General features: G+C 71.3%; 21 protein-coding genes and 1 pseudogene. 9 read left to right on the top strand and 13 right to left on the bottom strand.

Annotated features, from left to right (window positions below; genetic code table 11):
* Nucleotides 1-21: 21 nt before the first annotated feature.
* Together ABZ845_RS29710 and ABZ845_RS29705 are read right to left on the bottom strand one after the other, a co-directional pair.
* Nucleotides 22-231: a hypothetical protein gene (locus ABZ845_RS29710; RefSeq protein ID WP_360985823.1), complete on the bottom strand. Its 210-nt coding sequence runs from the start codon at nt 229-231 to the stop codon at nt 22-24.
* 469 nt (nt 232-700) lie between these two features.
* A complete protein-coding gene (locus ABZ845_RS29705; protein ID WP_360985820.1) occupies nt 701-1,960 on the bottom strand; it encodes a mannosyltransferase family protein in 1,260 nt (419 codons plus the stop codon).
* A 210-nt stretch (nt 1,961-2,170) separates the two neighbouring features.
* On the opposite strand from ABZ845_RS29705, the gene ABZ845_RS29700 reads away from it, so the two are divergent.
* Entirely contained in the window at nt 2,171-2,668 is a 498-nt protein-coding gene (locus ABZ845_RS29700; RefSeq protein ID WP_360985817.1) for a hypothetical protein, read from the top strand.
* 16 nt (nt 2,669-2,684) lie between these two features.
* Here ABZ845_RS29700 and ABZ845_RS29695 read toward each other — a convergent pair whose 3' ends face one another.
* On the bottom strand, nt 2,685-3,191 hold the full coding sequence (locus ABZ845_RS29695) for a SigE family RNA polymerase sigma factor (protein ID WP_360985814.1): 507 nt from the start codon (nt 3,189-3,191) through the stop codon (nt 2,685-2,687).
* A 205-nt stretch (nt 3,192-3,396) separates the two neighbouring features.
* Between ABZ845_RS29695 and ABZ845_RS29690 the strand changes: the two genes are divergently transcribed.
* Complete coding sequence (locus tag ABZ845_RS29690) at nt 3,397-3,699, top strand: YciI family protein (RefSeq protein ID WP_360985811.1); 303 nt, start codon at nt 3,397-3,399, stop codon at nt 3,697-3,699.
* 29 nt (nt 3,700-3,728) lie between these two features.
* On the opposite strand, the gene ABZ845_RS29685 is transcribed toward ABZ845_RS29690, so the two are convergent.
* Together ABZ845_RS29685 and ABZ845_RS29680 are read right to left on the bottom strand one after the other, a co-directional pair.
* Entirely contained in the window at nt 3,729-3,971 is a 243-nt protein-coding gene (locus tag ABZ845_RS29685; protein WP_360985808.1) for a hypothetical protein, read from the bottom strand.
* Between the two features lie 155 nt (nt 3,972-4,126).
* Nucleotides 4,127-6,697 (bottom strand): hypothetical protein, encoded by a 2,571-nt coding sequence (locus ABZ845_RS29680; RefSeq protein ID WP_360985805.1) that lies wholly within the window; start codon nt 6,695-6,697, stop codon nt 4,127-4,129.
* 179 nt (nt 6,698-6,876) lie between these two features.
* On the opposite strand from ABZ845_RS29680, the gene mdlC reads away from it, so the two are divergent.
* On the top strand, nt 6,877-8,448 hold the full coding sequence (gene mdlC, locus ABZ845_RS29675) for a benzoylformate decarboxylase (RefSeq protein ID WP_360985802.1): 1,572 nt from the start codon (nt 6,877-6,879) through the stop codon (nt 8,446-8,448).
* Between the two features lie 37 nt (nt 8,449-8,485).
* On the opposite strand, the gene ABZ845_RS29670 is transcribed toward mdlC, so the two are convergent.
* Together ABZ845_RS29670 and ABZ845_RS29665 are read right to left on the bottom strand one after the other, a co-directional pair.
* A complete protein-coding gene (locus ABZ845_RS29670; protein WP_360985799.1) occupies nt 8,486-9,961 on the bottom strand; it encodes a polysaccharide biosynthesis tyrosine autokinase in 1,476 nt (491 codons plus the stop codon).
* A 200-nt stretch (nt 9,962-10,161) separates the two neighbouring features.
* Nucleotides 10,162-10,314, bottom strand: a pseudogene (locus ABZ845_RS29665) (DapH/DapD/GlmU-related protein); the annotation flags it as partial.
* Between the two features lie 309 nt (nt 10,315-10,623).
* On the opposite strand from ABZ845_RS29665, the gene ABZ845_RS29660 reads away from it, so the two are divergent.
* Together ABZ845_RS29660 and ABZ845_RS29655 are read left to right on the top strand one after the other, a co-directional pair.
* The gene (locus ABZ845_RS29660; protein WP_360985796.1) at nt 10,624-11,721 is read left to right on the top strand and encodes a glycosyltransferase; all 1,098 of its coding nucleotides are present in this window, start codon (nt 10,624-10,626) and stop codon (nt 11,719-11,721) included.
* A 26-nt stretch (nt 11,722-11,747) separates the two neighbouring features.
* Nucleotides 11,748-13,052: an oligosaccharide flippase family protein gene (locus tag ABZ845_RS29655; protein WP_360985793.1), complete on the top strand. Its 1,305-nt coding sequence runs from the start codon at nt 11,748-11,750 to the stop codon at nt 13,050-13,052.
* Nucleotides 13,053-13,105: 53 nt separating this feature from the next.
* On the opposite strand, the gene ABZ845_RS29650 is transcribed toward ABZ845_RS29655, so the two are convergent.
* The 4 genes from ABZ845_RS29650 to ABZ845_RS29635 all read right to left on the bottom strand — a co-directional run bounded on the left by ABZ845_RS29650 (nt 13,106) and on the right by ABZ845_RS29635 (nt 19,315).
* Nucleotides 13,106-13,936, bottom strand: coding sequence for a class I SAM-dependent methyltransferase (locus tag ABZ845_RS29650; protein WP_360985790.1), 831 nt, complete (start codon nt 13,934-13,936; stop codon nt 13,106-13,108).
* Between the two features lie 10 nt (nt 13,937-13,946).
* The gene (locus tag ABZ845_RS29645) at nt 13,947-15,227 is read right to left on the bottom strand and encodes an O-antigen ligase family protein (protein WP_360985787.1); all 1,281 of its coding nucleotides are present in this window, start codon (nt 15,225-15,227) and stop codon (nt 13,947-13,949) included.
* Nucleotides 15,228-15,284: 57 nt separating this feature from the next.
* Entirely contained in the window at nt 15,285-17,216 is a 1,932-nt protein-coding gene (gene asnB / locus ABZ845_RS29640) for an asparagine synthase (glutamine-hydrolyzing) (RefSeq protein ID WP_360985784.1), read from the bottom strand.
* Between the two features lie 182 nt (nt 17,217-17,398).
* Nucleotides 17,399-19,315, bottom strand: coding sequence for a DUF4012 domain-containing protein (locus tag ABZ845_RS29635; RefSeq protein ID WP_360985781.1), 1,917 nt, complete (start codon nt 19,313-19,315; stop codon nt 17,399-17,401).
* A gap of 244 nt (nt 19,316-19,559) precedes the next feature.
* Between ABZ845_RS29635 and ABZ845_RS29630 the strand changes: the two genes are divergently transcribed.
* The 3 genes from ABZ845_RS29630 (at nt 19,560) to ABZ845_RS29620 (ending at nt 22,438) form a co-directional block, all read left to right on the top strand.
* Nucleotides 19,560-20,420, top strand: coding sequence for a hypothetical protein (locus ABZ845_RS29630; RefSeq protein ID WP_360985778.1), 861 nt, complete (start codon nt 19,560-19,562; stop codon nt 20,418-20,420).
* Nucleotides 20,421-20,568: 148 nt separating this feature from the next.
* Nucleotides 20,569-21,696 carry a serine/threonine-protein kinase gene (locus ABZ845_RS29625; RefSeq protein ID WP_360985853.1) on the top strand — a complete coding sequence of 376 codons (1,128 nt, stop codon included), beginning with the start codon at nt 20,569-20,571 and terminating at the stop codon, nt 21,694-21,696.
* A gap of 64 nt (nt 21,697-21,760) precedes the next feature.
* Complete coding sequence (locus ABZ845_RS29620) at nt 21,761-22,438, top strand: DUF6445 family protein (RefSeq protein ID WP_360985775.1); 678 nt, start codon at nt 21,761-21,763, stop codon at nt 22,436-22,438.
* A 21-nt stretch (nt 22,439-22,459) separates the two neighbouring features.
* On the opposite strand, the gene ABZ845_RS29615 is transcribed toward ABZ845_RS29620, so the two are convergent.
* Together ABZ845_RS29615 and ABZ845_RS29610 are read right to left on the bottom strand one after the other, a co-directional pair.
* Complete coding sequence (locus tag ABZ845_RS29615) at nt 22,460-23,281, bottom strand: TIGR03943 family protein (protein WP_360985772.1); 822 nt, start codon at nt 23,279-23,281, stop codon at nt 22,460-22,462.
* On the bottom strand, nt 23,278-24,318 hold the full coding sequence (locus tag ABZ845_RS29610) for a permease (RefSeq protein ID WP_360985769.1): 1,041 nt from the start codon (nt 24,316-24,318) through the stop codon (nt 23,278-23,280). The genes ABZ845_RS29615 and ABZ845_RS29610 overlap by 4 nt, the downstream gene beginning before the upstream one ends.
* Nucleotides 24,319-24,498: 180 nt before the next feature.
* Here ABZ845_RS29610 and ABZ845_RS29605 point away from each other — a divergent pair, with 180 nt between their 5' ends.
* Complete coding sequence (locus tag ABZ845_RS29605; RefSeq protein ID WP_360985766.1) at nt 24,499-25,242, top strand: DUF4142 domain-containing protein; 744 nt, start codon at nt 24,499-24,501, stop codon at nt 25,240-25,242.
* Nucleotides 25,243-25,355: the final 113 nt, after the last annotated feature.

The raw sequence follows: 25,355 nt of genomic DNA, 5'->3' as shown, positions 1-25,355 counted from the left end.
CGAGGTCGCCGAGGACACCGATCAGAAGGAGGCGTACACGCCGACCTGGTTGTACTGGCCGAGGGCTCCCAGGGCCTCGCTCTTGAACGCGCCGGCCTGAGCCAGGACATCCGAGTCGCTGACCGCCGTCGGCCCGGCGACGATGCCGGCGTGCGGGGCGAGGCCGCCGGAGACGCCGTCGAGCTCAGCGTCCGAGATCTCAACGGTCTGAATCTGGGGAGCGGAATTCATGGTGGGACTTCCCTTCGTATGAATGTGCTGCAAGGGGAGCGGCTCAAGTGGGATCGATCGACGAGCCGCAGCTGCAGGCGTATGGCATCCAGTTCCGGGAACCTTCGCGCGACCCCGACAGCGCAACGGATGCAATCACGGGCCACGCCGAGAATCCAGCCAAGTCAGCTGTCCACCCGGGCAGTCAAAGGTGCGGCCTTTGCATCCGTGCAGACCCGAACACGATTTGGGGGCAGCTTCTCTACAAGCCATATGGACACGAGGGTGGTTGGAGTCGTTGCAATGAGTACTCGACTTGACATTCCGCCCCGGTCGAGTGCTTTCCGGCGCGTTCTTGTGCAGATCCCACGACCCCTGTGCCGCGGCTGGGTATTCGATGTGCAGATTCGGGGCCGGGGCGTTCGGGAGGCGCTGCGTGCCCTGTCGGCGTCGGCGACCGACCGCCGGCCGGAGCGCAGGCTCGGTCGTGTCAGCCGGTCCAGCGGCCCGAGGTGAACGTCACCGCGAGCACCACCATCAGCGGAGTCACCACGCCGACGTACGCCTCCTTCACCCATGTGCGCCGCAGGCTCCAGTGGGCCAGACCGGTCCACAGCGGCCACCACAGCAGGGTCGCGCGAGGGACGGACTGGTACCAGTACGACGTCCCCAGGGCCCAGAGGCTGAGCCCGATGTACACGGCTTCCGGCCAGCGACGGCGGAGCAGGAGGAAGGAGAGCAGCAGGACTCCGGCCGCCATCGCGGCCAGTTCGAGCTGGAACTCCCAGGCGTACCCGGGGCTCTGGAGGTGGTCGAAGGCGTTGCGCCAGGTGTTGTCGAACGCTTCGGCGGGCGTGTGGAAGTCGCGGTACCAGCCGCGTTCCTCCGCGTGCTTCCAGGCCATCCAGTCGCCGGTGTTCACCCGCAGGTAGGCGGTGTAGGCCGCGGCGGGCACGGCGGGCACGGCACACCAGGGAAGGGAGCGCCACAGGCCGCGCCCTCGGTGCCCGTCCCGGGCCAGTACGCATTCGACCGCGATCGCGGCGGCCAGGAACAGGCCGCTGATCCGGGTGGTGGTGGCCAAGGCGGCGAGAACGCCCGCGACCGGCCAGTCGCGGTTCTTCGCCGCGAGCCAGGCCGGCAGCGCGAACGCGAGGAAGAGGGACTCCGTGTATCCGGCCGCCAGGAACACGGCGGCGGGCGACAGCAGCAGGAAGCTCGTGGCCCGTCGGCCCGCCAGAGCGCTGTCGGGTCGGTCCAGTCCGGCGATCCTGCCCAGGGCTACGACGGCCACCGCCCCGCTCACCAGGGAGATCAGCAGACCGGCCACGGCCCAGTCGGTGATGAGGGTGTGCACCGCGCGCAGCAGGAGGGGAAAACCGGGGAAGAAGGCCACCCGGTTGTCGGACGCGGGGTCGATTCCCGGGAAGGGGCCGAAGTAGCCGTACTGGGCTATGTGCTGGTAGTGCACCCAGTCCCATTGCTCCCAGCGGGACAGCCATGAGGCGGGTGCCCTGGTGTCGGATCCGGCGGGGGACAGCCAGGCGGTGCAGTACGCGACGAGCCACAGCCCCAGGCGCGTGAACAGGTAGAGCCGGAGCACCCCGAGGTCCGTGGGGGGCAGCCGGTCCAGCAGTCGCCGCGGACCGGAGGCGCCGGTGGGGTTTCGTGCGGGAGACGGATCCCGTGCGAGAGCGTGGGGTGCCGGACGCGTGGCCGGCTGCTTGTCCAGGGGCAGGGTCGTGGTCATCGGGCATCCATTCCTGGCGCCGTGGGTTACGGGACGCCGAGTTCGAAGAGGGCGTAGCCCGCGTATGAGCCGGATGCCAGGGCCGCGATGCCGAGCAGCGTGGCGTCGGCTCGAGCGAACCTGGGTTACTACGTTTGTCCCTTTTTGCGATCTGGTGCGAAGCAGGCTGAAGACACGCGGGGCGCGGGTGCGCACGGGTGTGACGGCGTGATGAGCGAGGAGGGAGCGGTCTACGGGGCGTTCGCCGCGGTCGCCGTACTCGAAGGCGGAGGCGAGGTCGCGGGTGGCGACGCGCCGACCGTGCTCCCCGGTGGCGTCCCGGTGGCCGTGGACGAACTCCCGGTCGTGACCGGTGGCGTGGAGGTGGTCGGTGGCGTGGTGGCGGGGGGAGCGGAGCCGGTGGTGGCGTCCGGGACCGCGGGCAAGCTCGTGGACACATCGGGCGTCACGGGCGGGACGGAGGGCGACGGGTTCGTCGCGGGCTGTGGGCCGGGGTGGCTCGGCTCGGCCGGGGACGCGTGGCCGGGCAGCAGGAACAGCCCGACACCCAGGCCGGCGACGGCCAGGACGGAGCCGACGGCCTTCTGCGCGGCCCGCCGGCGACGGCGGACACGCACCCCTGCCCAGACACGTTCCCGGTGCTTCGGCTCGAACGGTGCGGGCGCCTCGGTGTCGCGCATCATGTGCGCCAGCTGCCGCTCGAAGTGATCCATGTGGTTCTCCTTCACCGCACCGGCTCGTTCAACTCGGCCAGGAGCTGCCTCAGCCGCGCCACACCCCGTGAGGCATGGGACCGGGCCGTGCCCACCGGGCACCTGAGCGCCTCCGCCACCTGCCGCTCGGGCAGGTCCTGGTAGTAGCGCAGCACCACCGCCACTCTCTGCTTCGGCGACAACTGGGCCAGCGCGGCCTCCAGCCGGGAACGCTCCGCCACGTCCGCGGACACATCGCAGGCCAGGGCCCCTTCGGGCAGCTGCTCCACGGGGCGCTCCCCCCACCAGCGCCGCTGTCTCGAGCGTGCCGCCGCGCGCACCATCACCTTGCGGACATACGGCTCCGGTGCGTCGTCCGCGACCTTGGGCCAGACGAACCAGAGCTTCACCAAGGACTCCTGCAACAGGTCCTCGGCCTGGTGCCGGTCGCCTCCGACGAGCAGACGGGCCAGGTGGACCAGCGCCGACCAGCGGGCAGCCACGAACTCGTCGAACTCACGGGCTCGGCCCTGCTCCATCCGCACTGTCCCTGTTCTCGCCGGTCGTCTACACCCCTTAAAAGGCGTTGGAACACGGCTCACGCTGCACTTGCGGCAAGTGATCCGGGTCACGGGGAGCCACGCGGGCGAACGCTGCCTGCCGCGGCACCAGGGTCTTTCGTTTGGATCAGGCCGGATCAGGGAGCGGGGTCCGATCCAAACGAGAGGCCCTAGGCTGGCAGCCATGTTCGTACTCGAACTCACCTACACCGCCCCTGTCGAGCGCCTCGACGCCCTCATGGCGGATCACGTGGCATGGCTGGACAAGCAGTACGAGGCCGGGGTTTTCATCGCCTCGGGGCGGAAGGTACCGCGCGACGGCGGGGTGATCGTCGCCGTCGGCGAAGACCGCGCGGCCATCGAGGCCCTCGTGGCGACCGATCCGTTCGCGGTCGAGAAGGTGGCCGACTACCGGATCGTCGAGTTCCTCGCGACCAGGACGAGCCCGGGCCTGAACGCCTACCGCCAGCGGCTCCCGGGAACCTGACCGGCTCGGGGCCGTGCCGGCCGCAGTCCTCAGCGAGTGGCCGTGGCCGGCACGGACCCGGTATGTCCTGGCCTGTTGGAGTAGTGGAACGTGACCACGTCGCCCCAGTGCACAGACGTCCGGTCGGCGGTCAGCGTGGACTTCTCGCCGACGGACGTCTGCGCCGACGCCGCGGCCTGCGGGAGCGCTGCCGCGGCGGGCAGGGAAAGGGCCGCCGCGGCCACGGCCGCGGCGAGGACGACCCGCCTGGGGGAGGGAAGTTGTTTATACATGCTGCGACTGTGATGCAGTGTGGATGCAGCAGCACCCACGGGAAGGTGCCTCCCGGATGTCGGGGAGTGGAACACCTGTGCCCACATGCCGCTGGGGCCCCTCTTCGCCCGGATGAGCCGAACCCGGGCCCCGCCCGGGCGAAGAGGGGCGTGGCTCAGGTCCTGACCGTCAGGTAGGCCCAGCCGCCCCACGTGCTGAGGTTGGTGTTGTCCGAAGTGCTGTGCGTGTACTCGGAGCGCACCCGGAACTTCTGGTTGACCGCGTTGGTGAGGGTCAGCTGCACCGCCGCGACGCTGTGCGAGTCGAGGTGGTAGCAGCCCGTGGTGGAGAGCGTGTGCCAGGCGCTGCTGTAGTACTCCTGGACCTGGAAGTTCACGCACTGGCCGGACTTGCCGGGCGTCACGGTCGCGCCCACCACCGGCTTGGCGGTGTGGTGGTAGACGCGGTACGTGATGCCGCTGTACGTGGTGCTCGTGTAGTAGCCGCTCAGCGACTCGGCGACCTTCGCCTGGTCGTAGGCGGTGTGGCTCGCCGTGGCCGGGGCGTACTGGTAGTCGCCCGCGAAGGACGCCGTGAACGCCGTGTTGTGGCTGAGCTTGTAGGTGGCCGTCAGATTGCCGTGGCTGTCCACGGTGCCGGTCTTGACCAGCGTCTTGGTGCCGCCGTAGGGCTGCGCGTAGATCGAGACCGTACGGCCGTTGTACGTCGTGCCCAGGTGGGCGGTGGCCGTGGCCGTGGCACCGTACGCGTACGAGGACGCGTCGGTCGTGAGAGACAGGGCCGTCGCGGCACGGGACACCTGGACGATCGCGGACGCGGTGGCCGCCTGGTGGGAGGCGTCGCCCGCGTAGCCGATCGTGTAGGTGACGGTGCCGCCGATGGTCGGCGTGTCCTTGATGGTGACGGTGCCGTCGGGGGCCAGGGGCGCGGTCCACTTGACGGGCGTGGTCGTGTGGGCGGCGTCCGTGCGGGTCACGGTGACCGTCTCACCGCTGTCGTACGGCGCGTCGCTCAGGGTGCCGCCGAACGTCAGCGCGCTGCCGCGCGTCGCGGTCTTCGGGGCCTTCAGGGTCAGGGCCGGGGCGTACGGGGAGACCTTCGCGAACACGTCGGCGGACGCCGGCTGGTGGGTGACGTCGCCCTCGTACGACAGGTGGTACGTGAACTGCCCGGCCGTGTGCGGGGCGTCCTCGACGGTGAACTCGGTGGTGGCCGGGTCCACCGTGACCGGCGGGAGCTGCGTCGTCTGCTGGGTGTCCTCGTTCGTCCTGGACACCTGGACCGTGGTGCCCTGGGGGAGGCTGCCGAGGCCGAACTGCGTCATCAGCGAGCCGGTGAAGGCCACCGAACCGGGTGTCGCCGCCGTGAAGTCCGGGTACGGGATGGAGGTCGACAGCCTCGTCAGGTTCAGCGTCATCGAGGTCTGCGCCGCGCCGTGGGTCGCGTCGCCGGCGTACGACACCTGGTAGGTGTACGCGCCCTCCTGCGGCCGGGTGTCACTGATGGAGAACGAGCCGTCCTTGCCCACCGTGGCATCGGGCAGCGGCGTGCCGTCGCGGGTGACCGCGAGCGCGGCTCCGGCCGGGACGATGCCCTTGGTGCTCAGCGATCCGGTGATCGTGTACTGCTGGGTGGGGTACGCGGTCCGCGGGTAGGCCAGGGAGAGCTGGGTGTCGGTGTGGTTGGGCGCGTTCAGCACGTTGAGCGTGTAGCTCCCCGGCGTACCCGACGTGTCCTGCGTGACGGCGTAGAGCGTGGCGCTGTCGGCGCCCCACTGGAGACCGTCGGCGGCCACGGTGGTGCCGGACGGGAAGGCTATGTGGTTCTCGGCCAGGTTGGAGCCCCCGTAGAAGTACAGGCCGGCAGCCGAGGCCGGGTTGCTCCCGACGGCGATCGAACCGTCGGCGCCGAGCGCGAGCGAGTCGGGGGCGGAGTTCAGTCCGCCGGTGTAGTAGACGGGCGGGCCGGCGTCCATGAGGTCCGAGGTCCGCAAGGCCACTAGCGCGGCCTGCTTCGGACCCGCGAACAGCGCCTTGCTGCCGTCGCCCGCGACCTGGAGCCCGCTGGCCGTACCGACATAGACCCCCATGTCCGCCTTGGGCGACGCCGTCCCCGAGGAGACGTCGAAGGTGGCCACCCGGCTGATGCTCTGACCCGGTTCCTGGGCCACGAGCACTCCGCCGCCCGTCGCGAGCAGCGGTGCGCCGCGCCAGGAGGACATCGAGGGCTGGGGTGTCGCCGCCGGCTCGGAGGCGGCCGGGTCCACCGAGCCGATGGCTCCCTTGCCCGAGTCCGTGTACGCGTACCAGACCTTGCCGCCCGCCACGGCGACGGACACCGGAGCGCTGCCGGTGCCGGTAGTCCAGCGGGCGGACTCGGTGAGCTTCGCCGTGTCGATGGCGGCGACGGCGTCGCCGTCCGCGAGGGCCGCGTAGAGCGTGCCGCCGTCGGCGGACAGCGCCAGACCCGTGGCGCCGGGCTCGTCCGCGAGGGTGGTGACGGGGTTGCCCGACAGGTCGGTCACCACGATGCCGCTCGAACCGGCGCCCTGGCTGAAGAAGATGTGCTGGTGAGCGGTGTCGACCAGCATGTGCGCGAAGTGGGACAGCGGCAGTGCCGCCGTGCTGTCGGCCCAGGCGGCGGAGCCGGTGAGACCGACGGTCGCAGTGGTCAGCCCCGCGACGAGCGATATCGCCGCCGAGAGCGAGACCTGCTTGAGGCGCATGGCGCTCCTGAGAAGAAGTTGAACAAGCAAGCGGACAATAGCGCTCCCCTGTGACAGGGCCGCACCCACGGGGGTCTCTTCACTGATCCGCCGGTCACACACGCGAGTTGCCGCCCCCGACCCGTGCTCCTACGGTCGTCACACGGGCACGACGGCTCTCGTGAGGGGCGCAGCAGCTCATGGTCACTGTCAGTGATGCCTTTTACCGCATCCTCCGTCATCACCGGGTCACCGCGGTGTTCGGGAACCCCGGGTCCAACGAGTTGCCCTTCCTGACCGGGCTGCCCCGGGACATGCCCTACTACATGGCCCTCCAAGAGGGCGCCGCCATCGCGATGGCGGACGGCTACGCGCAGGCCTCGGGAACCGTCGGCTTCGTGAACCTGCACGCCGCGTCCGGCACCGGCAACGCGATGGGCTGTATGACCAACGCGGCGAGCTGCCACACACCGATGGTCGTCATGGCGGGCCAGCAGGCACGCCGCTATGTCCCCGTCCAGGCCATGCTCACCAACGTCGACCCGGTCAAACTGTGCGACCCGCTGGTGAAGTGGTCGGGCGAACCGCTGCGTCCGCAGGACGGCCCCGCGCTGCTCTCCAAGGGCCTGATGCTCGCCTCCTCCGCCCCCGGTGGCGTGGTGTACCTGTCGGTCCCGCTGGACGACTGGGAGGAGCCCGCCGACGAGGCCGCGCTCGCCCATCTCCTGGACCGTACGGTGGACGCGGCCCCCGTGTCCCCGCAGCAGGCCCTGGACGTGATGGTCGACGCGCTGGAGCACGCCACCGCACCGGCACTGATCCTGGGGCCGGGCACGGACACCGAGGCCGGGTACCGGGCCGCCGTCACCCTGGCGGAGCACGCCCACCTGCCCGTCTGGTTCGCGCCGAGCGCGCCTCGGGCCCCCTTCCCCACCCGCCATCCCTGCTACCAGGGCCAGCTTCCCTCGGCCGCCGGGGCGGTCGCTCAGGCGCTCGCCGGGTACGACGTCGTGGTGTCCTTCGGAGCCCCGGTCTTCCGCTATCACGCGCCGAGCTCCGGGGACTTCCTGCCGCCCGGGGTCAGCCTGTACGGGGTGACCGACGACCCCGACGAGGCCGCCCGTGCCCCGTTCGGGCGCATCATCGTCGGCGATCCGTCCAATGCACTGGTCCGCGTCGCCAAGGCGGTGCCCCACACCAGCCGCCCCCGCCCGACGTCACGCGCCCTTGCCGAGGCGGACACCGGCGGGCCCGCGTTCACCGCGGAGGCCATCCTCGACGCGATCGACCGGGGCAAGAGCGACAACGCGGTGATCGCGCTGGAGTGGACGTCGGTCGACATGCTGCGCGACCGGCTCACCCTCACCCAGCCGAGGTCGCTCTTCTACCCCGCCGCCGGCGGTCTCGGCTGGGGCCTTCCCGCCGCCGTCGGACTGCAACTCGGCTGTCCGCAGCGGCCCGTCGTCGCCCTGATCGGGGACGGCGCGATGCAGTACACCCCGGCCGCCCTGTGGAGCGCCGTCCGTTACCAGGTGCCGGTGACCTTCGTGGTCTGCGTCAACACCAAGTACCACGCCCTTCAGGAGTTCTCCGAGGTGCTGCACGTCCCCGAGGGCGACTACCTGGACATCGCCGGCATCGACGTCCTGCATCTGGCGCGGGGCTACGGCATGGAGGCGTATCGCGCGGAGACCCTGCACGACCTCACGGAGGCCGTCCGCAAGGGCATGACCGCGGAGGTGCCCCGCCTGATCGAGGTCCGCCAGCGCTGACGCCGCGCTGCATCGGGCCCGGTTCCCGCCGCCCGCGTCACCTCACCGCGCCCGGCCGCCGGGGCCCCGCCGACACGTGTGTGCCCTCGGGTGAGGCCGCGCCCGGGGCGAGCCGCGTCACCGCCCGGGCCGGGCGGCCCGGTGCGCGCCCGGAGCCCCGGCCGTGCCCGTACCCATATCCGTAGCCGTAGGGCGCGTTGTGTGCCTCGACCGCGTTCAGCACCGCGCCCAGTACGGGGACGCCCGTGCGTCCGAGGGCGGTCAGGGCCTGGGCGACCTCGCTACGGCCCGTGCGTCCGGCGCGTGCCACGAGCAGAAAGCCGTCGACGGCCCCCGCCATGGCCACGGTGTCGGCGAACGGGAGCACCGGCGGGGTGTCCACCACGACATGGTCGAACTCCTCGGCGAGCGCCCGCAGCAGGGACCGGAACCGCGCGCCGCCGAGGAGCCGCGCCGGGTCGGGGGGAAGCGGCCCGCTGGTGAGCACGGCGAACGAGCCGTCCGATCGCAGCAGTTCGCGCGGCCCGGCGCCGGCCACCAGGGCCTCGGTGAGTCCCGTGTCCCGGGCCAGGCCGAGTGTCCGGGCGACGGACGGGCGGCGCAGGTCGCCGTCGACCAGGCACACCCTGGCCCCCTGTTCGGCGAGCGTGGCCGCCAGGTTGAGCGACACGCTGCTGCGGCCCTCGCCGGGCAGGGGGCTGGTGACGGCGATGACCTTCGGCCGCCGGTCCACCTGCACGAACCGCAGATTGACCCGCAGTCCCCGGAAGCCCTCCGCGCGAGGACCGTTCGCGTCGTCGTCCAGGCAGACCGGATGCCGCTCCGCCCTCGGGTCCCGCGCGATGCCCGCGAGCACGGAGGGGCCGCCGGCCGCCGACAGGCACTCGGCGAGGGACGCGGTGTCCCGCAGAGGCATCCGCAGTCTCTCGGCTGCGAGTGCCAGTCCCGTACCCACGAGCAGGCTCACCGCGAGCGCGAGCGCGGTGTCGGCGGTGACGTCCGGGGAGACGGGCGCGGAGGGGACCGTCGCGGGCTGCAGGACGGTGAGCCGCACGGGGGAGGAGGTCCGGCCGCCGGTGCGCTCCATGCGCGCGACCACACGGGCGAACCGGTCGGCGACCGCGTTGCCGATCAGCGCCGCCCGTACCGCCCGGCTGTCGACGGCGCTCAGCCGGACCAGCACCGTGCCGCCGGGTGCCTCGGCCGTGATCCGCTCCGCCAGTTGCGCCCTGGTCATGGGCAGCCGGAGGGAGTCCACCACCGGGCCCGTCACCGCCGGACCGGTCGCCGCCTCGACGTAGGAGTGCACCCGCTCCCGGACGAACGCGTCCTGCTGCACGAGCTGGTGGACGTCGCCGCCGTCCTGGACCGACACGAACAAGGTGACGGTCGCCCGGTACACGGGAGGGGTGAGAGCGCTGTCCAGAAGACCCGTCCCGGTGCCCAGTACGGTCACCAGGGCGATGACGCGCCATCGACGGGAGAGGACTCTCAGGTGGTCACGGAATGCCAAGGCTGTCCCCGATCGGCGAGTGCGTTCGCATTCACCCTAGGGTCGCGGTGACGTGTTTCCCCGGCGTGATGTTTATACGGGCTTTCAATGCACCCCAACGGGGCCACGGGCGGTGTCCTCACTTCGGCACTCGCCCGCTTCAGGAACTCGCCTGCTTCAAGAACTCGCCCGCTTCGGCATCCGCGCGCTTCGGTAGTCGCTCACTTCGCGCGAGCCCGGATCACCCGGGCCGGATTTCCCGCCACGACCGCATCCGCGGGAACGTCCTTGGTCACGACACTTCCGGCCCCGACCGCGGCTCCACGCCCGATGGTCACGCCCGGAAGAACGGTCACCCGGGCACCGAGGAAAACGACAGCCGGGCGGAAAATGCGATTGTTCAAGGCGACTCCTTCCGCCACTTCCGTCACCGCGGAGCGCGGGAACCTACAGGGACTGACGGACGAGTGACCGGCCCGGCCCTTCCGGCTCTGACGCGCGGACGCACGGCTGCCAAAACCACGGCTGCGCTCAATTTGCAGCATATGCTATGCCACTACATACACGATTCACTGCAAATAAATGGGTTGTGCGGTATGTCATTGACGGAGAAATCAGCGGCGCCCTCGGACCCGGCCACCCGGACACCGAGTCAAGGTCATGTTCCCTCCCGCGTCTGCCTGTTGATCGGCCAGCTCGGCCTGGGCGGCGCCGAGAAACAGCTCGTCCTGCTCGCCCGGGGACTGAGCGCCCGCGGTATCCGGACCCATCTGCTGGTCATGTTCGACAAGGGGGCGGGAAAGGAGAAGCTCCGGGGCTCCGGCGTCACCCTGGTGGAACTCGGTTTTCACCGCAGGCCCTTGAAGTGGTGGTCGCCCTTCGCCAACCTCTGGGCCTTCCTCCGCTGTGTGGCCTTCCTCCGCAAGGAGAGACCGCAGGTTCTCCAGGCCTTCCTGTTCCACTCCTATGTGATGGCCGCCCCCGCCGCCCGGCTGGCCCGTGTACCGCTGCTCCTGGCGGGGCGCAGGAGTCTCGGCTTCTACAAGGCGGGCAACCGGGCGGCACTCGCCCTGGAACGGATCGCCACCCGGTGGACCCACTTCCTGGTCGCCAACGCTTCCGCGATCGCGGACGAGGTGCGGCGGGACGAGAGGGTGCCGGCGGCCAAGATCTCCGTCATCCCCAATGGGATGCGCCCGGAGGAATTCGAGCTCGCCGAACCCGCTGCCCTCGACACCTCGCTGCCCGTGGTGCTGTGCGTCGCCAACCTCAAGGTGCACAAGGGGCATCGCCACCTTCTGGAGGCCTGTGCGGCACTGCGGCGCGGGGGAGACCCGTGCACCCTCGTCCTGATCGGCGACGGCCCCGAACGGGCCGGGTTGCAGCGGATGGCCCGCCGCCTGGACCTCGACGTCCGGTTCCTCGGTGCCCGTACCGATGTGGCCGGCTATCTGGCCAGGGCCGACGCGGTGGTCCTGCCCTCCCTGTCCGAGGGGTCGAGCAACGCCGTCGCGGAGGCCATGGCGGCGGGCCGTCCGGTGGTGGCCACCGCCGTGGGCGGCACCCCGGAACTGCTCGGGGACCGCGGCATCCTGGTTCCCCCCGCGGACCCGGCCGCCCTCGCCGAGGGGCTCCGTCAGGTGCTCGGTGACCGGGAAATGGCCGCCGCCCTGGGGCGTACGGCGCGGGAGTGGGCCATGGACAACCTCACGGCCGACGTCATGGTGGACCGGTATGTCGCCCTCTACCGGCGGCTGCTGGCGGACCGGAGCACGGCGTGAAGGAGTGACGGGAGGACGCGCGACACGTGACTGACCGAAGACCGCAGTTCGTCTGGATGATGACGGTCCGCGCGAGCACCCTCGGCATGGGCGTGCTCGCCAGTGTCATCGTGGCCAGAGCACTGCCCCCCGAGGGCCGCGGGACCTACTACATGGCCGTCAGCGTCGCCATGGCCGCGCTCTCGCTGGGCCATCTGTCCGTCGAGCAGGCCCAGACGGCCATGTGGCCGGAGAAGGGACGACGGACGCCCCTCGGCTCCAACAGCGTGCCGCTCGGGCTGTGCGTCGGAGCCGTCGCCGCCGCGGTGGCGCTCGGGGCGGTCCTGCTGTTCCAGGGGTACGGCCACCTCCCGGACTTCCGGCTCGTGTCGGCGGCCTGCGCGGGCGTGCCCCTGGGCATGGGAGCGCAGTACGCGACCACCATCAACCTCCTGCGCGACCGCAGCCATGTCGCCGGATGGGCACTGCTGACGACCGCCGTCGTCCAGTGCCTGTGCCTGATCGGCTTCGGGCTGACCGGACTGCTCACCGTCTGGATGGTGGTGACCGTGTGGGCCGCCTCGAACGGAGTCTCCCTGGCCGTGCTGACCGCCGCCGGCGGGGTGGCGACGAGACGGCCCGACCTGCGCCTGGCCAGGACGACCTGCCTCAAGGGGCTGCGGTTCCACACCGGTTCGGCCGCCGCGTACCTGCTGCTGCGCTCGGACGTCTTCCTGCTCAATGCCCTGGCCGGACCGCGGGAGGTCGGCATCTACACGCTCGCGGTGACCCTGGCGGACCTGAGCCGTCTGGCCGTCGATGTGTTCTCGCAGGTCACGCTGTCCGCCCAGTTCGACGGCGAGGTGAGCGAGTCGGTGAGGGTCACCGTACGGATCGTGCGGTTCACGATGCTCCTGGGCATCGCGTCCGCGGTGGCGACGGTGGCCGCCGTGTCGGCGGTGATCACCCCGCTGTACGGACAGGCGTACGCGTCCGCGGCCACCCTCGTCGCCCTGCTGGTCCCCGGGGTCCTGCTGCTGTCCGCGGCACGGCCGCTGTCCGCCTTCCTGCTGCGCCAGGGGTCTTCGCGCCTGGTCGTGCTCCCCTCGCTGATCGCCCTGGTGGTGAACGCCGGACTGAACGTCGTGGTGATCCCCGTCTGGGGCGCGGTCGGCAGCGCCCTCGCCTCCACCGTCGCGTACGGGACGCTGGTCGCGTTCCAGGTGACGTACTTCAGCCGGGTCAGCGGACTGCGCTGGACGTGTCTGCTCCCGACGAGCGCCGAGACGGCGCGTGTCACCACGGAGGTGAGGCACCGGGCCAGGGCACTGCGCTTCGGCGGGGCGTCATGACGCCCCGCCCGGGCAGCCGACCGTTCGCCTCCCCGAGTCCCGGCCCGGGGGTCTCAACCCCGCGCGAACACGAACTCGTTGCAGCCGATTCCTCCCTTGCAGGTCTTAAGGTGGCGCAGCGCGAAGTCGCGCTCGCGGCAGAAGGTGAAGACCTCTTCGGGCGCCGCGACCTGGAAGGGATAGCCGCCCACCCAGTCCACGAGGTCGTGCTTGCGCGACATGCCGCGGGGCCGGGGAACGGGCCTGCCCGCGCTGCCCTGGACACGGCCCACGAACTGGTGTGCCGCCTTCAGCGGGTAGTGCCGTCCGAGATAGAGCATGCTTCCGGCGAGCAGCAGTTGGCGTCCCAGCGAGCCAGACATGTTGTAACGGCGTTTCACCGCGGTCCACATCCGGCTCTCCAGGCCCTGGTCGTTGTAGATCGAGACATACAGCGTTCCACCGGGGGCGACCAGGCCGCAGGTGGCCTCCACCGCGGCCCAGAGGTCGCCGGTGTGGTGCAGGACGCCCCAGGAGTAGACGATGTCGGCACGTTCCAGCCGCGCCACGAACGCCGCGTCGAGGATCGAGGCGCGCTGGATGCTCCAGTCGCTGTCCGGGGCGAACTCCCGACGGACCCTTCCGGCCGCCCGCACCGAGTCGGGGTCGTAGTCGAAGGACCGTACGCGGGCGCCCATGCGCAGGGCGGCGAGGGAGAACAGTCCGCTTCCGCAGCCGACGTCCAGGAAGGAACGCCCGGTCAGATCGCTGGTTCCGAGGGCCGCCTCCAGCGACGTGCGGGCGTCGGCGATGCGTTCCTCGTCGATCAGGGTCCCGAACCGGAGCCAGTTCCGGCCGAAGGCGAAGCGGCGGCCCTGGCTGATCTCGGTCTCGCAGTCGATCATGCGGCTTTCCTTACGTAGCTGGAAGGAGGGTCGGGGGATCCGCGTCGTGGAGAACCGTCTTCCGGCGCTCTGTCCGGGCCAGCAGACAGCCCAGACAGACCCAGAAGGGCGTGGTGACGATCAGGTCCGCGAGGATGTTGGCGAAGAGCAGACCGGCTGCGTAGGACACGCACAGTGCCTGGAGGACGGCGTGGTCCGGCGCGCAACGGCGGGCGAGACCGCGCCACAGCAGGGCCAGCAGCAGCGCGAGGGTCACCAGTCCGGCCTCGGCGGCCAGCCTCAGGTAGTCGTTGTGGGTGTTGATGTAGATGCCCAGGTCGGGCGAGTTCCGGGCGTGTTCGGGGAACAGCGCGTACCCGATGCCGCGCAGGGGATGGTCGAGGGCCACCCGCACGGCCAGCAGTGCCGCCCGCTTGCGTACCTCGGTGTTCGCGGTCAGCTCGGTCTGCGTCCTGCCGCCCGTCAGATTGCCTTCCACCGAGTCGAGGGTTCCCGGGAGCACCACCGTGACGGCGAGGAGTGCCAGCACGATCAGCGCCTTGTCCCGCAGCGGACGGCCGACGAGCAGCACGCAGGCCAGCCCCGCCGCGGCCATCACGAAGGCCCCTCGGGACCGGGTCTCCACGACCGCGAAGGCACAGACCGCGGCGGGCGGGATCCACAGCCAGGAGCGGCCGAACCGTGCCAGCCCGACGGCGGCGACGAGAGGAAGCGCGAGCGCGGCTCCCAGGTAGTTCGGGTTCAGGCCGAGACCGGTCAGACGGTCGGCGGCGTACTCCCCGCGAACCAGGAGGAGCGCCGCGAGAGCCGCCCCCGCTCCGGCCACCGCCTGCGCGACGCGCCGGGGGTCGGGGGGCACGAGGACGGACGCCGCGAGCAGCCCGAGGCCCACCAGCAGAAGGCCGCACGCCTTCCACCCGTGCTCGACGTGGAAGGGCTCCGCCGGCAGCAGCCGACTCACCGTGACCGCCGCGGCGGTGAGCAGGATCAGCAGAAGATCCAGCCGCAGCCGTGGCGCGCTCAACGCGGCACGGAACAGCAGCAGGACCACCGCACCCAGCACCACCGCGGGCAGTGTCGTGCTCCGCTGCCCGCTCGCGGCGAGGGCCGGGACCAGCCCGAGCACCGTGAGCAGGGCCAGGTCCGGCCGGGCCCACGTCACGAGCGCGAATCCGGCCGCCCCCACCGCGGCGGCCGTCGCGAGGCCGTGGAACAGGGCCAGGTGCACGGCCACCGGCCCCGCGGCCAGCACCGCCACGCGGCCGGTCACGGTGGCGGAGAGCGATTTCATGTGCGTCCTACCGGTGAGCAAACCCGTCCTCCCGTGGGCGTCCTGCGCGTGCGCCTCTCAACCCAGGTGCGGCAGCGGCCGTCCGGCCGCCGCCGGGGGCGGGGACAAAGGCCCGCCCCGCTGGTCGACGAACCTGCGGTGCCACAGCTCGAACTGCATCAGCGCCCAGATCCGCCGCGCGTGGTTCGCCCCCGCCTCGTGCTCCCTCAGCAGGGTCCGTACCGCCTCCGGCCGGAAGAGTCCGCGATCCCGCGCCGTACCGTCGGTGAGCACGTCCCAGGCCACGTCCCTCAGCTCCGTGCGCAGCCAGCGGGCCAGCGGCACCCCGAAGCCCTGCTTCGGCCGGTACAGCACCTCATGCGGGAGCCAGTCCCGCAGCGCCTTCTTGAGCAGATACTTGGTGGTGCCCCGGCGCACCTTCAGCTGGGCGGGCAGACCGGCCGCCCACTCCATCACGTGGTGGTCCAGGAACGGTGAACGCGCCTCCAGCGAGTGCGCCATGGTGCTGATGTCCACCTTCACCAGCAGGTCGCCGGGGAGGTAGGTGTTCACGTCCACGTCCATCAGCTGATTGACCCGGCTGACCGCCCTCGCCCCGCGGAACGCCTCGTCCAGCAGCTCGTAGCTGTCGATCCCGGCCGTCTCCTTGCGCAGCCACGGCGTGTAGAGCTGCTGCTTCTGCTCCGGGGAGAAGTACGACATCATCCGGGCGTAGCGGCGTTGCGGGGTCTCGCCGAGCACGCTCAGGACCAGACCCGCCCTGCGCCGGTGCGAGAGCGCCGGGGCGGCGGCGAGGAGGGAGCGGCCCAGTCGTGCGAGGGGCCGTCGCGCGGCCGGGGGGAGCCGGACGTGTTCCATACGGGCCATCTGGGCGTAGCGCGTGTAGCCGCCGAAGGACTCGTCGCCGCCGTCGCCGTTCAGGGCGACCGTGACGTGCCGGCGGCTCAGCTGGGCGACGTAGAACGAGGGGATCGCCGACGAGTCGGCGAAGGGCTCGTCGAAGTACCAGGCGAGGGTGGGCAGGACGTCCAGCGCGGACGCCCCCACGACGAACTCGTGATGGTCGGTGCCGTACCGACGAGCCACGGCCCGCGCATGCGTCCGCTCGTCGAACGCGGCGTCCTCGAAACCGACGCAGAACGTCTTCACGGGCTGTGCGGAGGTCCGGGCCATCGCCGCGACGACGGCGGAGGAGTCGATGCCGCCGGACAGGAAGGCTCCCAGGGGCCGGTCCGCCACCATACGCAGCCGCGTGGCCTCCAGCAGAAGCTCCCGGGTCCGCCGCGCCGCCTCCTCCTCGCTGACTGTGTCAGCGGCCGGGGAGGAATCCAGCGTCCAGTAGCGGCGCACGCGCGTCCGGCCGCCGCGCCAGGTGAGCAGACAGCCGGGCGGCAGTTTGCGGACACCGCTGAGGATCGACCACGGGGCGGGCACGTACTGGTAGGTGAGGTAGTGGTGGAGGGCCACCAGATCGACCTCGCCACGGCCCGGGGCGATCGTGGCGAGCGCCTTGAGTTCGGAGGCGAAGGCGAGGGTTCCGTCGGCGTCCCGGTAGTACAGGGGCTTCTTGCCGACACGGTCACGCGCGAGCAGCAGGCGTTCCGCTCCCGCGTCCCAGAGGGCGAACGCGAACATGCCCCGCAGATGGCGGACCAGGTCCTCGCCGTGCTCCTCGTAGAGGTGGACGAGGCACTCGCCGTCGCCGTCGGTGCGGAACCGGTGGCCGCGAGCGCGCAACTCCTCGCGCAGCTGCGCGTAGTTGTAGATCTCGCCGTTGAACACCGCGACCACGCTGCGGTCCTCGTTGAAGACCGGCTGGTCGGACCCGTCGACGTCGATGACGGCCAGCCTCCGCATGCCGAGGGCGACATGCTCCCCGGTGTGGAACCCCTCACCGTCCGGGCCCCGGTGGGCGATGACGGCGCACATCTGTCTGACGGCCGCCGGATCCGGGGACGCCGTCGACACCATGCCCGCTACGCCGCACATCGGCTCTCCCTGGGTGTGATGCGGAATGTGAGTGTTTCGCGGAACGCCTTCCCGAAAGCCACCGTAGTGGTGCGATTGGCGCATATCAGGCAACGCGCAGAGGGGTGGTGCCATCGAGTGTGCGGGGGCGGGTGCCATCGGGTGACGGCCGGAAACGGGCCGGACACGGGCTCCGGATGCGCCTACCGCCGGAGTCCGGGGCACGTGCCGGCGGGGTGCACCGTGACCCGCATAGGGCGGGACAGTTGCTGGCGCGGCACGGTGGGCGTCTGGGCGGAGGGCGGTTCCAGCAGGTTCAGGGTCAGCGCCCGGCTGTGGCCCGCGGGCACCTCGACGTCGAGCGTGTACACCGGGTGCCCCCGTTCGGTGTTCCGCGCCCCGACGACGCGCTTGCCGTCGAGGGTCGCGCCGGCCAGCGCCGCTCCCTTGGTGGCGTAGTAGGAGACCAGCAGCCGGTTGTCGCCCGCGCGGGTCCGATAGGCGGGCTCGTCCAGCCGGTCGGTGACGTAGGCGGGAAGGCCCTTGGACGGGGCGCGGTTGGTGAGGACCACCTTGACGGTGACCTCACGGCCGTCGGGGGTGCAGCGGCCCGCGGACCACTCAAGGCCCCGGTCGAGGTAGTAGTCCAGCTTGGTGCCGGCCGCGTTGTTGACCACCAGTCCCGCGTACGGCGCCGGACCCTGCGGCACGGAGCCGCCGACCGGACGCGCGGCCAGCTCCCGCTGCTCCTGCGCATGGGCACTCCAGGCGGCCATCCGTCCGTCGCGCAGCACCTTGTACAGCCCGAGGAGCAGGGCGGGCCGGCGCCGGGAGTCCTGGGCGGCGGTCAGCAGCCGTCCGGCGGCGGCGCGGGCCACGTCCAGCAGGAACGCCTTGCGCTGTACGGAGTTCCGGTATTTCGCGTAGGCGGTGCGCTCGGTGAGGTCCACGACGTCGGCCGCGGTGACGAGGGTGCCGTCGCTCATGCGCGCCGGTCCGGCGGCGGCCAGCAGCGTGGACAGCACGCCGGGGTCCAGTGACAGTACGCCGTCGACGCGCTCCCCGCTCTTCGCGAGCCAGGCGGCGGACCAGATGCGCGCGGCGTAGGGGAAGTGGGGGCTCATGTTGGAGTTGGGCCAGGTGTTCACCGGATCGTCCAGCGCGTACATGGAGGCGTACTCCGCGCCCAGGCTGACCTTGGGGTGCACCGCCGCCATGTCGGTGTCCCGGCCGAACTCCTTCAGCCTCAGCGCGCCCTTGTCGGCGGTCAGCACGGCATAGGCACCGGGCATTCCGCCGGTGCCGCGCGACTCCGCCGAGTTCTGGAAGACGACGAGGTAGCGCCGCGCCCCGTCACCGCCCAGCATCGGGGGCAACAGGCGTGCCCCGACCGCGGCGTTCTCCATCGCCGGGGCCATCCGGTCAAGACCGGCGACCAGTTGGCCCCGGACCCGGTCCACGGCGGCGAGCCAGGTGTGCCGCGGCAGCCGGTCCGCCTCCGTCCGGGCCAGTCCCATCTGGCGCGCGGCGCGTTCGAGGTCCGGGGCGGACCTGCCCAGCTCGGAGACGTCGAGGTGGCTGCCGTGCCCGGCGGAGTCGAGACGGCCGACGGTGCGCACCACGGGCGGCAGGGCCTTCCCGGCCAGCCGGTCGAGGACCCCGGCCGCCCCGCGTACGGTCTCGAAGACGCCGCCCGGGCCGGGCAGCCACGCCGCCGCGGCCCAGAGCGGGCCCTCGGTGAGCCAGTGGGCGCGTTCGGCGTGTTCCGCCGCGGATCGGGCCGCGCCTTCGGCGAGCGCCCCTCGGCGGGACGCGGGCCCGCCCGCCGCGGTCGCCCGGGCCGGAGAGGCGGACGCCGTTAGCGAGCCGCGCAGCGCCTTAAGGTCGTCCTTGGCCGCCATGAGTTCACCGCGGGCCCACAGAGCGCTGATGACGAGCCAGCCGAACGCGGTCAGGGCGACGCCGGCGAAGGCCCACAGCAGCAGCCGGGTACGACGACGGCGATCGCGAGGCCGGTCGTGCCGTTGATCACGTCGCTGATCACGGTGATCACGCCGCACCAGAGCGCGGAGGGTGGACAGGGCGCGGCGTCCCGGGAGCGTGCGGGTGGTCCACGGCATGGGGCTCGGCTTCCTCCTGGGGTCACTGACCACGGAAGAAATCCAATAAGTACGGATGATTGTGAACAGACCCGGCTCGCCCGTACGCGCCTCGGACGGCGCAGCCCCGGCACTCGTTCGGCCCTGGCGAATCCCCCCGGGAACCCGTGCAGGAGCATCACAGGGACTGCACACAGTCTTGGGAATGCCCCGTTAGCGTTGCAGCCCGCTCGATCCCATGTGCGAACACTTCAGGAAGACCTCCATGGACTACTGCTCCTCGTGTCGCCGGCATCTCAATGGCGCCCTGGTGTGCCCCGGGTGCGGTGCGTACGCACCGGACATCGCTCCGGTCGACATCAGCGGTCCCGCCTACTCGGCCCCCGCGCCCAGGGCGCCCAGGGGCACGGCGGTGAGCGCCGCGCTGGAGTGGGAGCTGTCGGCCCCGGAGGCCACGCTCCACGAAAAGGCGGCGGCCTGGGACGGCCCGGACGACGACCCGCAGGACGCGTCACTCCCCGGACTCCCCCTGGGCGCGGCCCAAGGGCGGGCGGCGCGGCGCCGTCAGCGGGCCCGCTGGAAGCGAATCCAGCGCAGGGCCGTGGTCGCGACCGCGTTCGCACTCGTCGGCGGCGGGCTGACCTTCGGCGTCCTGGACCGGAACACCGGCGACCAGGCCCAGGCAGCGCCCGCCCCGGACATCGCGAGCATGGGCGGCACGGACTACGCGGCACCCGAGAACCCCGACCCGTCCTCCACACAGGGCGGCGTGAGCGGATCCGCGGACGCCTCGTCCACATCGTCCTCCGCCGCCGGTCTCCCCCACCACGGGGCCTCCGCACCGTCGCACGGCGCCACGCCGTCCGCCGTCCAGCCGGACAGCGCCGCCGTCCCCCGCGCCATGACGGCGACGGTCGGGGCATCACGGCCGCGAAGCACCACCTCTTCCTCGAACAGCCTGGTCACGGTGCCTTCGCACACCAGCCCGACGACCGCCCCGTCCTCCGCCCCGACCGCCGCGCCCACGCCGTCCGCCAGCACGAACCCGGGAACCCCGCCGGCGAACCCGGCTCCCACGGCGACCTCCCCGTCCCACCTGTGCCTGCTCGTGGTGTGCCTGGGCTGACACCGACACCCCCAACATCCCTGACACCCCGCACACTTCACAGGTCTGTCACACGTCGGCCCTCCCTCGGGGAAACCGTGATCAAATTCGGGTGACCGTGCCAGTCGTCGCACGGCACTCGTCTCACGGCATGAGGGTGAAACAACAAGTGCTGATCGCGGGCCGCTACCAGCTGGACACCACCATCGGACGCGGCGCGATGGGAGAGGTCTGGCGGGCGTACGACCGGATGCTGGGGCGTCCCGTCGCCGTCAAGGTGCTGCTCGGCCAGAACGCCGACCCCACCGCCGACTCGCGCTTCCGCCTCGAGGCCCGCACCGCCGGACGGCTCCATCACCCGCACGTGGTCGGTGTGCTCGACTTCGGTGAGCACGACGGCAAGCTGTTCCTCGTGATGGAGCTGGTGGAGGGCGACAGCCTGTCCCGGGTGCTCTCCGACGGCGGTCCGCTGCCGGCCGAGCGGGTCGCGGTCATCGCGGCCCAGGCCGCCGCCGGTCTCGCCGTCGCCCACGAACAGGGCATCGTGCACCGGGACATCAAGCCCGGGAACCTGCTGCTCGACGCGAGCGGCACGGTGAAGATCGGGGACTTCGGCATTGCCCGCTTCCTGGACGACCCGTCGGGCGGGCTGACGGCGACCGGGCAGATCGTCGGAACGAGCCTGTACCTCGCGCCGGAGCGTGCCCTGGGCAAGCCCGCGGGCGGGGCCAGCGATGTGTACTCGCTCGGCTGCGTGCTCTACCAACTCCTCACCGGGCAGCCGCCGTTCCGAGGCAACACACCCATCGAGATCCTCCATCACCATCTCGACTCCGCTCCCGTACCGCCCAGCCGGCTGGGCGTCCTTCTGCCGCCCGCCTTCGAGAACTATCTGCTCGGCCTGCTCGCCAAGCGGCCCGAGGACCGGCCCTCGGCACGGGCGACCGCCGAGTGGTTCGGCTCGGGCGCCTGGCAGGGCCGCCCCCGACCACTCCCGTCCACGGCACCGGAGTCCCGGCAGACGCCCGCGGCGGTTTCCCCGCCGCCGGTGCTCCCCCATACCGAGACCGGCAGCCCGACGACGTACAAACTCCCCTCCACGCCCGGCGCAACCGGCCGACGCGCGGTCCGTCGTCAGCGCCCGGCGGCGGTGGACCTTCTGCGGAGGCCGCGCACGATCGGGCTGATCGCCGCGGCGGCGCTGTTCCTGGCCGCGATGTTCATGAGCATGGCTCTGTTCTCACCGGACAACAGCTCGGCGGACACACCCCATACCTCTTCCACCGCCACTCGTTGAGTTGGCGCAACGTTGACCAACAGAAAAGAAATCGCTGGTGGTGGCCGACTGTATGTTCACCCGCATGCCCCCACAGCCCCAGCGCCTTCCCGTGCTGCCGTATCGCAAGCCCACGCGTGGCCGCGACTACTGGATCCTCGACGACGTGCTTCCCAACGTGGACGAGGTCAGGGCCCGTTGCCTCGCCAAAGGCGAGGACGAGTGGACCAAGGGTCACCCGTACACCCAGGAGAGCTGGCCCGGGATGCGTACCATGCCGGGTCTCGAACCGGCTGAACTCGCCCGGATCGAGCGGCTGGTGCGCAAGGAGACGGGCGCGCAGAAGCTGTGGCAGGAGACCGCGCCCGGCGGTGGCACCCTCAACCACAACTGCATCCAGGTCGTCGGCAAGGACGAGGGAGAACCCCGTCCGCACACCGACTCGCGCGCCCTGTGCCGCTACGCCGCGGTGCTCTACCTCAGCCCGGGCATCCCCAAGGACTGCGGTACGAGCTTCTACCGGCAGAGCCTGCCCGGCGGGGTCCTCGGCGGCAACATGGTGCAGGCCCCGCACACCAACCTGGTCGAGGCGCTGGGCACACGGTTCGTGGCGCCGGACGCCTTCACCGAGGACATCCGCGTCCCGCAGCGCTACAACCGGCTGCTCCTCTACAAGGCCAACATCATGCACACGGCCACCGGTTACTGCGGCAGCGGCCTGGAGGACAAGCGGATGACGGCCGTCTTCTTCTGGATGGCCTGATCCCCCTCCGGTGAGGGAGCGTCACCTCGACGTGGGCAGCGGCAGGTTGTCGGTGTACGCGTTCACCGGCTTCGTGATCCGGTCGACGGTGTGTGCGTCCAGCGCGACCGTGGCGGTCTTCGTGCCCAGGGTCCCGCCCGGGTGCCAGGTTCCCGTCACGGACACCCAGGTGTCGGCCGCCAGTGCCGGCCCGTAGATCCGCACCTTGACGGTCTGGGCGTCCGCCGCGCAGCACGAGTAGATGATCCGGGTCAGATACCAGCTGCCGCCCGGGGCGGGCGTGACGAACCCGGTCATCTCGATGCCGCGCCCCTTGATGGCCCGCGCTCGGTCCTGCTGCACCCGGGCGGTGAACTCCGTGAGGGTCATCGGGACGGGCGAGGTCGCGGGCAGCGGGTCGAAGTGCAGCTGCTCGCTGATGACCTGGGGAGGCTCCCGGGAGGCGGTGTACGCGCCGAGCGCCGGGGGCGCGTAGAAGAGAAGGCTGACGACCGGCAGGAACAGCAGCCAGGCGGTGCGGGGGGCGACGGAGTGGTCATGGCCGTGATCATGGCCAGGACCGTGACGGTCGTGGCCTTCATCGTCCTCGTGGCCTTGACCGTGACCGTCGTCGGGCCCGCCGTGCTCCTGCCCTCCGTGGCGGCGCCCGAGACCGCGCCCGTGCGCACGCCAGTACGACACCGCCTCCGCGGCGCCCAGCAGGAGCAGCAGCACCCCGGAGGTGATCAGCAGCGGGCGCAGCCCCTCCTTGACGTATCTGAGGTACAGGTCGCCGAAGAGGGAGATGCGCAGCAGCCCGAGGCCGCCCAGGACTAGCAGGATCACCTGCAGAGGCCTTTTCACAGCAGCGCTCCTCCGATCAGCACGCTGCACAGCACCGCGACGAGCGCCGTGGCGGTCGAGAAGCGGGCCGCGAAGGCCCGGCCGAACGTGCCCGCCTGCAGGGCGATCAGCTTCAGGTCGACCATCGGTCCGACCACGATGAACACCAGCCGGGCCAGCGGCGAGAACCCGGTCAGTGAGGCCGCGACGAACGCGTCCGCCTCGGAGCACACCGCGAGCAGCACGGCCAGTACGGCCATGAACACCACGGACAGCCAGGGCGAGCCGGAGAACACGTCGAGGACGGAGCGCGGGACCGACACATTGAAGGTGGCCGCCGCCATGGCGCCGAGCACCAGGAAGCCGCCCGCGTGCAGGAAGTCGTGCTGGAAGCCGAGGCGGAACTCGCGCCAGCGGCTGGTGCCCGGGCGGTGCCCGGTATGCCGCACGGCCGGGCGGAGCCACTCGTCGCGGCCCAGCCAGAGCCACAGCCAGCCCATCACGGAGGCGGTGGCGAGCGAGGCCAGCAGCCGGGCCAGGACCATGGCGGGGTTCCCGGGGAAGGCGATGGCCGTGGCGGTCAGGACGACCGGGTTGACGGCGGGGGCCGACAGCAGGAACGCGAAGGCGGCGGCGGGCGTGACTCCCCGGCGGATCAGGCTGTTCGCGACCGGCACCGAGGCGCACTCACATCCGGGCAGTACGGCCCCGGCGATCCCGGCGACCGGAACGGCGAGCGCGGCCCGGCGGGGCAGTATCCGACTGAACACCCGTTCGGGCACGAAGGCGTTGATCGCGCCGGACAGGGCCGTGCCGAGCAGCAGGAAAGGCAGGGCCTGCACGGTGATGGCCAGGCACACGGTCCGCCATGCCTGCATGACCGGTTCGTCCAGCCAGCGGCCGAGGACGAAAAGGACCGGACCCACGAGGACGGCCGCGCCGAACAGGAGCGGCCAGGGCAGCGGCCGGCCACGGTCGGCGGCTGCGGCGTCGTCGGTCACCGCGGGGACGGCGACGGCCGCACCGGCCTCCTCGGCCAGTTCATCTGTCTTCTGCATGCCGGCTCCGAATGTCGGATGTTCGGATCGAACATAGCGGGCATCCGGCGCTCTGCCCCACCACCGCCACGCGCGCGATGTGACGACCACCACAGCCAGGACCGGGGATTTTGCCAGCAGAAAAGGTTCGGGACTCCCGCGCTCCCGTATCCCTGGGCGTCCGAACAACCAGGAGGTGCCATGCGCATTTCGCGGAACGCGGCGGGAACCCTTTTCGTGGCGGGCGCCCTGACGCTGACTCTGACGGCTCTCGTCTATCCCTCGATGCTGGGAGTGCAGACCGTCTCCAGCGCCCCGGCCCGCGTGGTCGCGAACACCTCGGCCGGACCGCTGACCGAGGCGGACCGTGACTTCGTCGTCAAGGTGCGCGCCGCGGGACTGTGGGAGTTCCCGGCCGGTGAGCTGGCCCTGAAGAAGGGCACGACCCCGGCGGTGCGCACGGCGGGGCAGCATCTGGTGAACGGGCACGCGAACCTCGACGCGGCCGACCGCAAGGTGGCCGCACAGCTGGGCATCACGATCCCCAACCAGGCGAGCCCCCAGCAGCAGGGGTTCGTGGCCACGCTCACCGCCGACACGGGCAAGAAGTTCGACGAGGACCTCGCCAACATCCTGCGCCTGACGCACGGCCAGATCTTCCCGGTCATCGCCAACATCCGTGCCACCACGCGGAACTCCCTGGTCCGGCAGCTCGCCGACCAGGCGAACGACACGGTGCTCGACCACATCACGGTGATGGAGCAGACCGGTCTGGTGGACTTCGACTCGCTGCTGTTCAAGGAGACGACCCCGCCGCAGCTCCCGAAGAGCGACCTGACCCCTCCGGCCCCCGCTCCCGGCGAGCCGACCCTGGTCCTCTCCCCGCCTCCGGGCTTCACCCCGCCGCCGTCGACGACCCCCTCCCCGGCGCCGACCACGGGCTGAACCCGGGCCTTCCCCCGGCCGTCGTGACCAGCGGGAGCTTCACCTCACGGGTCTCCCAGAATCTGACCTGCTTCTGCACCTTCTTGACCGGCGCCTCCGGCTTGGTCGTGAAC

This window comes from Streptomyces sp. NPDC047022, assembly GCF_040644155.1.
Lineage (GTDB): Bacteria > Actinomycetota > Actinomycetes > Streptomycetales > Streptomycetaceae > Streptomyces.
Note: the sequence above shows the minus strand (reverse complement) of the source record. Positions and strands in the feature narration are given on the sequence as shown.

Bases quoted from the DNA above. Each gene is read 5' to 3' on its own strand.
- ABZ845_RS29710 (WP_360985823.1), bottom strand. From the start codon at position 231: ATGAATTCCGCTCCCCAGATTCAGACCGTTGAGATCTCGGACGCTGAG.
- ABZ845_RS29705 (WP_360985820.1), bottom strand. From the start codon at position 1,960: ATGACCACGACCCTGCCCCTGGACAAGCAGCCGGCCACGCGTCCGGCA.
- ABZ845_RS29700 (WP_360985817.1), top strand. From the start codon at position 2,171: ATGAGCGAGGAGGGAGCGGTCTACGGGGCGTTCGCCGCGGTCGCCGTA.
- ABZ845_RS29695 (WP_360985814.1), bottom strand. From the start codon at position 3,191: ATGGAGCAGGGCCGAGCCCGTGAGTTCGACGAGTTCGTGGCTGCCCGC.
- ABZ845_RS29690 (WP_360985811.1), top strand. From the start codon at position 3,397: ATGTTCGTACTCGAACTCACCTACACCGCCCCTGTCGAGCGCCTCGAC.
- ABZ845_RS29685 (WP_360985808.1), bottom strand. From the start codon at position 3,971: ATGTATAAACAACTTCCCTCCCCCAGGCGGGTCGTCCTCGCCGCGGCC.
- ABZ845_RS29680 (WP_360985805.1), bottom strand. From the start codon at position 6,697: ATGCGCCTCAAGCAGGTCTCGCTCTCGGCGGCGATATCGCTCGTCGCG.
- mdlC (WP_360985802.1), top strand. From the start codon at position 6,877: ATGGTCACTGTCAGTGATGCCTTTTACCGCATCCTCCGTCATCACCGG.
- ABZ845_RS29650 (WP_360985790.1), bottom strand. From the start codon at position 13,936: ATGATCGACTGCGAGACCGAGATCAGCCAGGGCCGCCGCTTCGCCTTC.
- ABZ845_RS29645 (WP_360985787.1), bottom strand. From the start codon at position 15,227: ATGAAATCGCTCTCCGCCACCGTGACCGGCCGCGTGGCGGTGCTGGCC.
- asnB (WP_360985784.1), bottom strand. From the start codon at position 17,216: ATGTGCGGCGTAGCGGGCATGGTGTCGACGGCGTCCCCGGATCCGGCG.
- ABZ845_RS29635 (WP_360985781.1), bottom strand. From the start codon at position 19,315: ATGCCGTGGACCACCCGCACGCTCCCGGGACGCCGCGCCCTGTCCACC.
- ABZ845_RS29630 (WP_360985778.1), top strand. From the start codon at position 19,560: ATGGACTACTGCTCCTCGTGTCGCCGGCATCTCAATGGCGCCCTGGTG.
- ABZ845_RS29620 (WP_360985775.1), top strand. From the start codon at position 21,761: ATGCCCCCACAGCCCCAGCGCCTTCCCGTGCTGCCGTATCGCAAGCCC.
- ABZ845_RS29610 (WP_360985769.1), bottom strand. From the start codon at position 24,318: ATGCAGAAGACAGATGAACTGGCCGAGGAGGCCGGTGCGGCCGTCGCC.
- ABZ845_RS29605 (WP_360985766.1), top strand. From the start codon at position 24,499: ATGCGCATTTCGCGGAACGCGGCGGGAACCCTTTTCGTGGCGGGCGCC.